Here is a 12,075-nt window from a genome sequence, read left to right on the forward strand (position 1 = left end):
TGTTAAAAACAAGTTTTTGATAGATTAAATTTGATGTAAGTTACTGATAATTAGTTCTTTGTGTTGTTTTTGATACGCTTAAGTACCACAGTTAAAATTTAGGTTTTTGCATTGATTATCAGCACTTAAGCAATTAAACTAAGCATGCTGCCAGTGGGAAAATGATACGCTTAAATACCTTAACTATTTGTTAAGATTTTGTTGCTAATCCAGCTTGAAAATAGCGGAATTCGATGTCGATTTACTCGATCACCAATTGGCTCCACCCATTTTTCCCACCTTTTTTTAGCGTTTTCTTACGGTCATCCATCACTTTTTTGATTCTGGTGCCAAACGTCCAGCAGGTGCTTTGCCTAATGGAAAGCAATTCGGAAAGCTTATGCGAGGAGATTTTTCCTTTTGAAGAATAGATCAGGAAGATCATGTAGAAGGCTTTATTGATCGGAATTCTTGTGTTGTGAAAAATGGTGTAAGTAGTAACCGATTCTTCATAGCCGCATTTGCTACAGCGGCGACTGTGTAAAATATGGCCGGAAAAATAATGGTCGTTACTGCATTTACGGCAATGATAGCCTTTGTTCCATTTCAGTTCCGCTAAAAATTGGTAACAGGTTTCCTTGTCAGGATAGATCTTGCTGAATTCCTCAAAGTCGACCTCGGTATTCATCACCCGATCACGCGTTACTTTCTCTACACTGGTTTGAAGTTCTTCATTATCCTGTTCCAGCAGTACGTTCATTCTCGAAATTTCTTCAGCCTGTTTTTGCAGTAAAGCGTTCGCTTCTTCTAAAGCCTGGTTTTTACTCTCGATAATGATCGATTTATGGTAAACCTCCCGCGTGCGTTCTTCTACTTTGGTTTCTAGTTCCTGGTTAACAGTGTCTTTCAACTTTGCATTAATTGCCATCTGTTTGATGATTTTCTGCTGTGCTTTATCTTTCTTTAGCTTCAGCAATCGAACTTTATCGCCAATGGCAAACGATAGAAAAACCATTTCCAATACGAAACAAAAGCTCAAACTATAATAGCTTACTACTCCAAAGTTCAGCCAGCTAAAACCTAGCATGATCAGAAATTTCATTGCAAAGCCAAGAAACAAAAAGGTATAGCCCAATACAAAAAAACGTGCTGGCTGATAACCATTTTTATAAATGTAGATACCAGTAAAAAATGCAACAGCCAATGGAATAGCCTCGATAAATTTGAAGCTGAAAAGCGTTTGGTCGAAGAGGTAACAGTAAGCAAAAAAGATTAACCGAACTACAATTACACCAACAATGAGCTGATTTAATTTCGGTGCTTTGGCTTTAACAAACAACAATTCTCGTGTAAATAATAAGGCAAAAATGCTGGTTGCACATAGTGCGAACGCATAAGCCACCTGATTCCACACCGGAGAATTTGGCCATAAGTACTGATAGGCAATGCCATCACTGCTCATTTCGAAAAAGCCAACACTTAAATTATAAAGAACATAATATAAATACTGTTTCTGCCGAATGGCGATAAACATAATGAGGTTATAAAAGCTAAAGACCAAAATCATCCCATAAAATATTCCAAAATAGAAATATTCATCCAGGGCATAAGATATAAACCATTCGGCTGATCTTAACACGATAATTACGTCCGCAATCTGGGAAGAACTGATCTTGAAATAATAAACTTGAGCGTCGTTACCCTCATTTTGAACGGGGATTTCAAAATTTTTATGGTGGATCAGGCGTTTATTAAAAGCGTTTGCATCACCAAGAATTTCGATTTTATAACGCTGATCGCTTTGAGGGATATATGCCGTAATCTGATCAATCGTTTGATCGAAAAATTCTAACAAAAATGGCTTCCTTGCCTTTTCATTGTTCTTGATTTTAATCCTGAACCAATAAGTTTTGTTTAGATTTTTAGTTTGTGGTGTGCTGGATATGCTTCCTTTGAATTTTTGATCGAAATTTTTACTTTTTATCTGTTCAAACGTAAACTCGTTTTTTGCATCTTCAAAAAATTCTATTTCGTTAAACGTGAATATATGCTGCGGAATGCTGTCATTTACCTCCACAATTTTTTGCGCTTTTAATCCGGAAATGGCCAGCAGCAAAGTGGTAAAGGATAATAAAAATATTTTCTTCAGAAACGATAATTGCATTAATACAAAGGTAACGATTTGCTTAAGCAGTTAGCAATAAGCGTATCAGTGCAATTTCATTTTAAAAAATAAGAGAAATGCTTGTGCATTTATTTTCTTCAGATTGAATTTCGACTTCAATATTGTGAAATTTGGCTATACTTTGTACAATTGCCAAGCCTAAGCCGAAACCATTCTCCTCCGTATTTCCCCGTTTAAAGCGGTCGAAGGCATTTGTCAATAGTTCTTTATTCATGCCCACGCCGCCATCACTTATGGTCAGTTTGTAATGATGCTGCACAGTTTGCCCTGTAATGTTGATGAAACTGCCGGCCACATTATATTTTATTGCATTATTAATTAGGTTGTTCAATAATATATGGATGAGTGCTTTATTCCCCAAAAACTTGAAATCTTTTGTAATGGATAAATCATAGCGGATGTTCTTATCTAAAATTCTATCTTCCAGATCTTCATAAATATCATTTATCTCTTGTTTCAGACTAATTTCTTCAGTTTTCAAATATTGATTATTCTCCACTTTGGATATCAATAGCAGACTGTTGATAATAACCTTTAATCTATTTAGCGTTTTCAGGGAAGCGTAAATTTTGTTTTCATGCTCTTCCGGAATATCTGGTGTATTTAGCATATTCTCGAAACGAGTGCTTAAAACAGAGATTGGGGTCAATAATTCATGAGAAACATTGGCTATAAACTGCTTTTCTAGTGCAAACAGCGTACTAATTTTTCTCATCAAAGAATTTATACTATTGTCTAAAATTTTAAAATCATCCGTGCTGGTTGGAATGTTATCGTAATTGTAATGAGCAGGGTCGTTAACGAGGTTTATCTTTTTATCGATAATGGTATAAAAAGGTTTCAGCAAATAATTGGAAAAGAAATAATCGGTCATTAAAGTGATGATTAACGCAGCGAACAAAACCATCAACATATAAAATCTAATGGTATTTTTAATCGACGAGAGCGCAGTCATCGATTCGCCGATCTCTAAATTGTACCAATTGGTGTGGTATGAAAATTTATAATTGAGAATTCTGTATACCTCAACATCGCCTTCAATTTCACGTTTTTCAGTAATAATTGTAGCTGAAGCTTTTTTTTGATTATCAGATATATCTGTTAAAACGATGAATTCTTCTTTTAAAATATTATAATCTGTAAACGATTGTTCTTTGTTTAGCAGGCTGTCAATCTCGTTTTCGTTGAGGTGCTCAATAATTCGATTCTTCTTTTTTACTAACCGGTTATCAAGTTGGTTAAAGGCAATGTTATCTAGGGAGAATAGTATAATCCCTCCCAATACCACAATGATTGCAATTTTAGTGATGGCATTATACAAAGAAAACTTAACCTGTAACTTCATTTGGTTGGTTCAAATAGTTCAATGACTCATTTGTTTCATTGGTGTACTTGTGGAATAGGCTTCAAATATGCTTCAAACTTCCTTCGTCGAATTTCACTCTTCCGACTTGATCAACAATTGATCCTATAACCGATACTTCTCACGGTTTCAAACCAATCTATCGGGCTAATCGCAGTCAGCTTTTTTCTTAGGTTTTTTACATGCACATCCACAAAGTTCGAATCAGAATTGACTTCTAAAATATCGCCCCAAACATGCTCAGTTAAACTCATCCTTGAAACTACCCGATTTTTATTTAGCACCAGATAATTGAAAATTTCGAATTCCTTTTTGGTGAGGTTTAGCCTTTCTTCGCCAAAAGAGACCGTTCTATTTTGAATATTCAGCAAGAAATCGTGAATGTTGATTTCATTTTTTTCTAACTTGTGCTTTCTCCGGGTAATGGCATGCATGCGGGCTAATAGCTCATTCAGCGAGAAGGGCTTTGGTAAATAATCATCTGCCCCTTCATCTAAACCTTTAATGCGGTCGTCTACTGCGCTTCTGGCGGTCAAAATTATCACTGCGTCATCACGGTCTTTTAACCCTTTTAACTGTTTTAAAACCTCAAAACCATCACCATCAGGCAAGCCTAAGTCAAGTAAAATGAAGTCATAATTGTTTACAAAAATCTTTTCCTCGGCGGAGGACTTTTTCCAGGCATGCTCTACAATGAAACCCTCTTTGCTTAGAAATTCATCCATTTCGAGCGCCAGGCCTTTTTCATCTTCAACTATGAGTACGTTCATATGAGTATTAAGTATTTAGTAGCAAGTATCAAGATTGGGTGTAAAGAATATATGTTTTATTGCTTTCGAATTTACAAGTCAGTTTTAAACCAAGTTTTTTCTTTGATCATTAAGCTTTAGTTTTTCAGCTCAACAACTAAGTTAATATTTTTTAAAATGATCTGGCAGGCTTCTTCTATTTCCTCTTTGGTGATGATCAAAGGAGGAGCGATGCGCATGGAGTTGCTGCAATGTAAAAACCAATCCGATAATATGCCATCTAAAATACAGGCATCTATAATTTTTTTGTTGATTTCGAAGCTTTCAAATTCTACCGCAAGCATTAAACCTTTGCCTCTTATTTCTTTAATAGCTTTATGTTTCAGCAACGACTTAAAAAGTTGACCCTTTTCTTCTACTGTCTCTACTATATTATTGTCTACCAATGTTCTTAAGGTAGCCAAGCCCGCTGCACAGCAAACCGGATGGCCGCCAAAGGTTGTCATGTGGCCTAATATTGGTGTGTGCGATAGTACCGACATGATTTCCAACGAACTGATGAATGCAGCAATGGGCATTCCCCCACCAATTCCTTTGGCTAAAAGTAAAACATCAGGAACAACATTATAATGTTCGAAAGCAAACATTTTTCCGCTTCTGCCAAAACCAGATTGAATTTCATCGAAAATCAACAGCGTTTTGGTTTCGGTACATTTTGCTCTTAATGCCAGCATGTAACTTAAATCGGCAACGCGAATTCCAGCCTCACCCTGAATGGGTTCTATAAAAACAGCGGCTATTTCTTCTGTTATTTTATCAAGATTAGCTAAGTTATTGTGTTCAATGAAACTTACATTTGGTAAAAACGGTCCATATCCTGAAGAGTAGAAATCGCTTTCCATTAAACTTTCAGCTCCTTGTGTACTGCCATGATAAGCATTTTTACAGGCAATAAATCCAGTCCTGCCCGTATAACGTTTAGCCAATTTCATGGCGCCCTCAACCGCTTCTGTTCCTGAATTTAAAAAGTAAGTACAGCTTAAACTTGGGGGTAAAATATCGGCTAATGCCTTTGCAAAATTTACCTGTGGCGTTTGTATATATTCTCCATACACCATTAAGTGCATATAGGTTTCGGCTTGCTTTTGTATGGCTTTAACCACCGCTGGATGGCAATGGCCCACATTACTTACGCCAATACCGGCAATAAGATCGAGGTGTTTTTTATCAGATGAATCGTAAATATACACGCCTTTAGCCCTTACAAATTCGAGCATTAAAGGTTCTGGAGAGGTTTGTGCATTGTGTTGTAAAAACAACTGACGTTGGGTAAGCATGGCACAAAAGTACGGATTTGCAGTAGGCTTTAGAACAAAAAAAGACTTGCATTTAAGCAAGTCTTTCAATTAGTTTCTCGGTCCGCCTTTAAAGCGATTGAGCAATTCTCGCTTGAAGCCTTCCTGAGCTCTGTAAAATTTTCCAACCACTTTGATCGGTAGATTAGACTTTAAACGGTTGTAGTATTTTTTATCAAGGTTAAGATCTCTTTGTTTAAAATCAAACTCGCTGGTAATTAAACTTTGTACCTGGGCGTCGCTTAAATTGTCAATTTCAGTAGTTTTCCTGTAAGAGATCATTTTTTGCATCCTTTCCTTACGTAAAGCATTTTGCTCTGCTTGCATATCGTTATAAATCGGCCAGAATATTTTAGCTTCTTCTGGCGATAAATCAAGTTTTTGGGTAAAAAAGGCAATTTTCAATGATTCTATCTCCTCATTTTTTGGCCTTTGTGCCAAAAGGGTAGTGGGTAATAAAAACATTAAAGCAACGAATAATAAATTCTTCATTTCTAATTAATTATTTAATTCATGAGTTAAATCACTCGAAGAGAAATTACTCAATATATAGTTTTCCATTTCTGTATCTGAGGCAGAAGTAGTTTTTGAAGCTGTCGTATTTTGTGCTTCTAAATGTTCAATAATTGTACTTTCATCTATGTCATACAACATTTGCTCGCTTGCAAAATCGGCCGGTTGGGTTTGAGCAACAGGAATAGAACTGCTGTTTTGATAAAAGTAAGCACCAAATGAAGCAATTAAAACGAAGCAGGCTGCACTTGCATATTTAACCAGGCTTCTTCTCCAAAGCGGAACAATTTTCGCAGTTTTTTGTGGTGCTTCAGCTGCAATTTTATCCGAAATTCTGTTTTGTAAAGTGTCAAAATAATTTTCGGGGACAGCGAAGGTGTTTGCTGCTTTGGGCAGTTCCGTTAATCTGATATTTGTTTCAATACGTTCCGTTAAATCTTCAAAGTAATCCTGCGGAACTGCAAAGTCGCGATTATTGGCCTTTTTTTTCAATCCATCTAAAAAAATGTTTGAATGCACTATCTCCTCTACACTGTCGAAATAATTATTCGGAACAGTAAAAGGATTGTTTTTGCCCATTGCTGCTAAGCTTGGTGCATCCTTTTTCCAATCGTTATCTTCTATATTTTCGTTCATCACAGATATATGATTGAATTAAGATGAAAAGGTTTAAAAATCAATTTCATCATTTGTGATAATTGCTTCAATTTTTTTTGCTGCGATATGAAATGATGCTTTTAAGGCGCCAACTGATGTGCCTAAAACTTCCGAAATTTCTTCATATTTCATATCATCAAAATATTTCATGTTGAAAATAATCCGTTGTTTTTCGGGAAGGGTAAGAATAGCTTTTTGTAGTTTAAGCTCCAGTTTATCGCCATTAAAGTAGGACGAGGCAACCAGGTTATCAGCCAATTCAGATGATACTTCATCCAATGGCGTGTTGTTTCTTTGCTTTTGCTTATTTAAAAATGTAATGGATTCATTGGTAGCGATGCGATAGATCCAGGTATAAAGTTGAGAATCACTTCTAAATTTATCGAGGTTTTTCCAAACCTTTACGAAAACTTCCTGTAATAGATCATCGCAATCATCGTGGTTGAGCACTAACCTGCGAATGTGCCAATAAATTTTCTGCTGATATTTTTTTAATAACAAGTTAAAAGCTTCATTTCGGGTTTTCTCGACGGCAAAAAGGGCAAGAATTTCTGAATCTTCAACTTGTTTCATCTATTTTTCTAGGAGAGGTTTTTTTTGAAGGAGGGTACGAATTGTATAAGAGGAAATGGTAAATAGGAAATAGAAGTAGGGAATAGGTGATCAGAAATTACGCTGCATTAGCAGATTCTCTATTTCCTCTTCCCCATTCTCTATTTCCATTTTTATACTAAAAATTTTATGCTTTTTTTCTTCCGATTACTTTTTGAACCGCTTCAACAATGTTTATAGCATCTAAGCCATATTTCGACATCAATTGATCTGGTGTTCCGCTCTCGCCAAAAGTATCGTTCGTAGCTACAAACTCCTGCGGTGTAGGCAATTCAGTAGTCAACAAGCGGGCAACACTTTCGCCCAAACCACCAAATTTATTATGCTCTTCACATGTAACCACACAACCAGTTTTCTTTACTGATTTTAAGATCGCTTCATCATCCAAAGGTTTAATGGTGTGGATATTGATAATTTCCGCATCGATACCTAATTCTGCTAATTTTTCACCAGCCTCGATTGCTTTCCAAACCATGTGGCCAGTTGCAATAATGGTTACATCTTTTCCTTCGTTAACCATCCAGGCTTTACCAATCTCAAATTTTTGATCAGGATCTGTAAATACCGGAATTACCGGGCGACCGAAACGCAAATAAACCGGACCTTCATACTCCGCGATGGCCATGGTTGCCGCTTTGGTTTGGTTATAATCGCAAGGATTGATTACTACCATGCCTGGCAACATTTTCATTAAACCGATATCTTCTAAAATCTGGTGTGTTGCACCATCTTCACCCAAAGTTAAACCAGCGTGAGATGCACAAATTTTAACGTTTTTATTTGAATAAGCTACCGATTGACGAATCTGATCGTAAACACGACCGGTAGAAAAGTTAGCGAAAGTTCCGGTAAAAGGAATTTTGCCACCAATCGTCATACCTGCTGCTATACCAATCATGTTTGCTTCGGCAATACCAACCTGAGTAAAACGCTCGGGAAAATCTTTGATAAAAGCATCCATTTTAAGCGATCCAACTAAATCAGCACACAATGCTACAACGTTTTCGTTCTTTTTTCCTGCCTCATGTAAGCCAGCACCAAATCCCGAACGTGTATCTTTTTTTTCTGTATAAGTGTATTTTTTCATACCCCAAACCCCTAAAGGGGCTTTATTTGTAGTTAAAATTAAAAGTTATTTACTCCTAGTTAGGAATTAGGATAATTATATTGTTTGTTTTTTATCCTGCTATTAGTTCCCCCTTCAGGGGGCTAGGGGGTTAATAATCCCCTAAAGTTTCTGGTAATTGCGCTAAAGCTGAAGCCAATTGCTCATCATTTGGAGCCGTACCATGCCATTTATGTGAGCCAACCATATAATCTACACCTGCACCCATTTGCGTGCTCATTAAATTTAAAATTGGTTTGCCTTTTCCGGTTAATGTTTTTGCATAATGTAAACCTTCAACAATCGCTTGCATATCGTTACCATCAGTATTAATTACATGCCATCCAAAAGCTTCGAATTTTGCTTGTAAATCATCTAAAGCCAAAACTTTACTTGTTGGTCCGTCAATTTGCTGGCCATTGTAATCTACCGAAGCAATTAAATGATCAACTTTGTTGAAAGGGGCAAACATCGCAGCTTCCCAGTTTTGTCCTTCTTGCAATTCGCCATCACCTAATAAAGCAAAAATGTGAGAATGATCACCGTTTAGTTTCTTAGCTAAGGCAGCGCCAATAGCCACTGATAAACCCTGACCTAATGAACCCGAAGCGATGCGGATTCCTGGTAGATGCTCATGTGTGGTTGGGTGACCTTGCAACCTTGAATCCAATTTACGGAAAGTAGCCAATTCACTTTTATCGAAATAACCAGCGTGTGCCAATGTACTGTACCAAACTGGTGAAATATGTCCGTTAGATAGGAAGAATAAATCTTCTCCTTTACCTTCCATCGTGAAGTCTGTTTTGTGGTTCAATACTTCAAAATATAAAGCGGTAAAAAAATCTGCACATCCTAGCGAAGCGCCCGGATGGCCAGATTGGCAGCCGTGAACCATTCTTACGATATCTCTTCTGATTTGCGAGGCAATATCTTCTAGCTCTTTTATTGTATGTTTCATTAAAATAAGAGGTTGTTGTTACATAGCAAAGTTAATATTTTAACTGCTATATCATAATTAGTTATTGATTAAATCGAGTACTTGCTGAGTAGCGTTTTTAGTGTCAACTTTTTTGATGATGTGGGTAATTTTGCCATCACCATCAATAATGAAAGTAGTGCGAACCGTACCCATGTATTTTTTGCCATACATGTTTTTTTCTGCCCAAACCCCATAATCAGTCACAATTTTTTGATCAGTATCTGCCAGTAAAGTAAAAGGCAGGTTGTGTTTAGTTACAAATTTCTGGTGCGATTTTTCGTCATCAACACTTACACCCAAAACCACAATTCCCTTAGCTTGCAAACCCTGGTAATTGTCTCTAAAATCGCAGGCTTCGGCTGTGCAGCCAGGTGTATCGTCTTTCGGATAAAAATACAGTACCACTGTTTTGCCTTGGTAATCGCTCAACGAAACCGCGGTTCCGTTTTGATCTTTGGATGTAATTGAAGGTGCTTGATCGCCTTCCTTTAATTCGGCCATATATAAATGATTTTAGATGTAAACTGACTATTTTGAGATTGCAATTTAAACAGTTTAACCTGTTATAGTGTTCAATGAATGTTAAAAGATGACATTATTAGGTTTCAGATTTTTGATTTAGCTGAAAATTCACTTATTAATTCTTTTTTTGGAGCGCAATTCTGTACGCTACACCTCCATTCTTCCCGTGTTGCGCTTGTACGCTTCGCATCGTCGGTGCCCTCCTTGCTGCAGTGTACCGCTGCACCCGGGGCTAAGTGGCTAAATAGATGCTATTTTGAATGCGTTAGGCCGCAAAATTGTATTGGTCAAACATAAGCGTCAAAGAAGATTGATACAACTATCTGAAAAATGAAATGGCATAACGCTTCACATTATCTTTGCCATCTGTTACCACCAACTCAAAAGTGTGTTTTCCAGAGCCTGTTCTATCATCAAAGCTGTGCCATAGGGTTGCTGTTTTTGTATCAAATTCCATTAAAACCCATTTGCCATCAATGTAGCCGCTAAAATTTTTTATTCCAGAAAGATTATCACTGATTTTGAAAGTCATTTTTGATAACCCCGCCATACTTTTTCCATCGGTAATATTAGTAGGGACAATTCTGGGCGCAATGGTATCAACAGCAATATAAAAACTGCCGAAATTCTTTGGTGTCGCCTTTAAGTACCCGTTATCGAACGAACCACCTTGTGATGAACCGCCTGTGCTTACTATCAAAGCTTTATCACGTAAACTTTCGGGAAGGGCATCGGCTTTTATCCATAAATTAAATCCAATATGTAGCGGAGTAAATCTATTATGAATTTGATGTATGGCAGAATATGCGTTTCCAGCTGGTTTAGGCAATTTTTTATACACAAAATTTAAGTCGTTATATAAAGTGCCTTGCGGAATAACCACTTTGATTTCATCGCTATTAAATTCACTGGCTTTGCTATAAGGAAAAATTAAACCCGCCGGGATAACAGGAGCAGCGAGAGAAGCTGTCCCAGCATTTACCGTAAAAGGCAATATTGATGCGTTTCCTTTTGAATCGGTTATGATATATCGAAGCTGGTGCGTTGCGCCATCATTAAAGTTAATTCTTCCGCTATTCACCAACCCGCTATAAATTTTCAGGGGATTTCCGGGATCGACAAAACTTTTTTGAATACTTCTTTTCGTGTTGATATAAGTTGGATAATCGATGTGTGAATTAATCGCTTTGCTGTTCTCAAAAGAAAAACGTTCTAAGGCAGACGTATAAATCATTTTGCCGTCAAGCTCCAGTTGGATAGAATAAACACCATTTGTACCAGATAAACCATTGTGCCTGTCCGTTACCACAACGCCAAAACCAACTTCGCCGGTTAAGCTAACCGGAGCAATTGCTTTGTAACTGCCTGCTGCACCACTAATGCCAATGGCTTGTTTCGGCGTAAATTCGTTAAAAGTTTTTCCATTTAAACGGTAAACATATAAACCATGAATTACCGGCGGGATATTATCAGGAATGTTAATGCCGAAAAATTGTGGGTTTATGGTTTCTTCTGTTTTGGTATCTCTAATTTCAAAATGTAAATGCGGCCCTCCAGAACTGCCCCGATTACCCGACCAGGCAATTACTTCGCCCTTACGAACAGGAATAAGTGTGGCTTCAGGAAACTCATCAATTTCGAATGATTTTTTTTCGTATTCCAAATCTTTTACAAGGGTTGCTATTTTTGGAGAAAAGCGTTGTAAGTGGCCATAAACAGTGGTAAATCCATTTGGATGATTGATGTAAAGTGCCAAGCCGAAGCCACTATTTTGAACCCTGAGGCGGGAAATGTACCCGTCTGCAACCGCATAAACCGGATACCCTTCGCGTTGATTTGTCCGGAAGTCGATCCCAGAGTGGAAATGGTTGCCGCGAATTTCTCCAAATGATCCCGCCAGGGCAGGAGGAGTAATATCTAAAGGCTGACGAAAATCGGTTATTGGGTATTTATTGGTGCTAAATATTTGTTGCGCCTGTGCGAAGTGAGCTAATAAAGAAAAACAAATAAGGAAAGAGGTCTTGAACAAGTTACGAATCGGGATTTTTATCATTCT

11 protein-coding genes are annotated in these 12,075 nt (G+C 37.3%); all 11 read right to left on the bottom strand.

Translation table 11 applies throughout. The annotated features are described in order from the left end of the window. Positions 1 to 241 precede the first annotated feature (241 nt). Complete coding sequence (locus tag ACZZZC_RS07235) at positions 242 to 2,143, bottom strand: 7TM diverse intracellular signaling domain-containing protein (protein ID WP_463485470.1); 1,902 nt, start codon at positions 2,141 to 2,143, stop codon at positions 242 to 244. A 61-nt stretch (positions 2,144 to 2,204) separates the two neighbouring features. Continuing rightward, complete coding sequence (locus ACZZZC_RS07240) at positions 2,205 to 3,509, bottom strand: sensor histidine kinase (protein WP_463486855.1); 1,305 nt, start codon at positions 3,507 to 3,509, stop codon at positions 2,205 to 2,207. A 110-nt stretch (positions 3,510 to 3,619) separates the two neighbouring features. After that, positions 3,620 to 4,297 (bottom strand): response regulator transcription factor, encoded by a 678-nt coding sequence (locus ACZZZC_RS07245; RefSeq protein ID WP_265800950.1) that lies wholly within the window; start codon positions 4,295 to 4,297, stop codon positions 3,620 to 3,622. A gap of 116 nt (positions 4,298 to 4,413) precedes the next feature. Continuing rightward, a complete protein-coding gene (locus ACZZZC_RS07250; RefSeq protein ID WP_463485472.1) occupies positions 4,414 to 5,613 on the bottom strand; it encodes an aspartate aminotransferase family protein in 1,200 nt (399 codons plus the stop codon). 69 nt (positions 5,614 to 5,682) lie between these two features. Further along, positions 5,683 to 6,123: a hypothetical protein gene (locus ACZZZC_RS07255; protein ID WP_265800948.1), complete on the bottom strand. Its 441-nt coding sequence runs from the start codon at positions 6,121 to 6,123 to the stop codon at positions 5,683 to 5,685. A gap of 6 nt (positions 6,124 to 6,129) precedes the next feature. After that, positions 6,130 to 6,780 (bottom strand): hypothetical protein, encoded by a 651-nt coding sequence (locus ACZZZC_RS07260; protein WP_463486856.1) that lies wholly within the window; start codon positions 6,778 to 6,780, stop codon positions 6,130 to 6,132. A gap of 33 nt (positions 6,781 to 6,813) precedes the next feature. Further along, positions 6,814 to 7,374 (bottom strand): RNA polymerase sigma factor, encoded by a 561-nt coding sequence (locus ACZZZC_RS07265; protein WP_056851844.1) that lies wholly within the window; start codon positions 7,372 to 7,374, stop codon positions 6,814 to 6,816. 166 nt (positions 7,375 to 7,540) lie between these two features. Beyond that, entirely contained in the window at positions 7,541 to 8,500 is a 960-nt protein-coding gene (locus tag ACZZZC_RS07270) for a transketolase family protein (protein ID WP_463486857.1), read from the bottom strand. 130 nt (positions 8,501 to 8,630) lie between these two features. Then, a complete protein-coding gene (locus tag ACZZZC_RS07275; RefSeq protein ID WP_056851842.1) occupies positions 8,631 to 9,476 on the bottom strand; it encodes a transketolase in 846 nt (281 codons plus the stop codon). Between the two features lie 57 nt (positions 9,477 to 9,533). Continuing rightward, positions 9,534 to 9,998 (bottom strand): thioredoxin-dependent thiol peroxidase, encoded by a 465-nt coding sequence (gene bcp, locus ACZZZC_RS07280; protein ID WP_463485474.1) that lies wholly within the window; start codon positions 9,996 to 9,998, stop codon positions 9,534 to 9,536. Positions 9,999 to 10,338: 340 nt separating this feature from the next. Beyond that, a complete protein-coding gene (locus tag ACZZZC_RS07285) occupies positions 10,339 to 12,072 on the bottom strand; it encodes a M23 family metallopeptidase (RefSeq protein ID WP_463486858.1) in 1,734 nt (577 codons plus the stop codon). Positions 12,073 to 12,075 lie beyond the last annotated feature (3 nt).

Source organism: Pedobacter sp. AC212 (genome assembly GCF_979258625.1).

Coding starts and splice junctions, on each gene's coding strand:
- ACZZZC_RS07235 (WP_463485470.1), bottom strand. CDS start 2,143: ATGCAATTATCGTTTCTGAAGAAAATATTTTTATTATCCTTTACCACT.
- ACZZZC_RS07240 (WP_463486855.1), bottom strand. CDS start 3,509: ATGAAGTTACAGGTTAAGTTTTCTTTGTATAATGCCATCACTAAAATT.
- ACZZZC_RS07245 (WP_265800950.1), bottom strand. CDS start 4,297: ATGAACGTACTCATAGTTGAAGATGAAAAAGGCCTGGCGCTCGAAATG.
- ACZZZC_RS07250 (WP_463485472.1), bottom strand. CDS start 5,613: ATGCTTACCCAACGTCAGTTGTTTTTACAACACAATGCACAAACCTCT.
- ACZZZC_RS07255 (WP_265800948.1), bottom strand. CDS start 6,123: ATGAAGAATTTATTATTCGTTGCTTTAATGTTTTTATTACCCACTACC.
- ACZZZC_RS07260 (WP_463486856.1), bottom strand. CDS start 6,780: ATGAACGAAAATATAGAAGATAACGATTGGAAAAAGGATGCACCAAGC.
- ACZZZC_RS07265 (WP_056851844.1), bottom strand. CDS start 7,374: ATGAAACAAGTTGAAGATTCAGAAATTCTTGCCCTTTTTGCCGTCGAG.
- ACZZZC_RS07270 (WP_463486857.1), bottom strand. CDS start 8,500: ATGAAAAAATACACTTATACAGAAAAAAAAGATACACGTTCGGGATTT.
- ACZZZC_RS07275 (WP_056851842.1), bottom strand. CDS start 9,476: ATGAAACATACAATAAAAGAGCTAGAAGATATTGCCTCGCAAATCAGA.
- bcp (WP_463485474.1), bottom strand. CDS start 9,998: ATGGCCGAATTAAAGGAAGGCGATCAAGCACCTTCAATTACATCCAAA.
- ACZZZC_RS07285 (WP_463486858.1), bottom strand. CDS start 12,072: ATGATAAAAATCCCGATTCGTAACTTGTTCAAGACCTCTTTCCTTATT.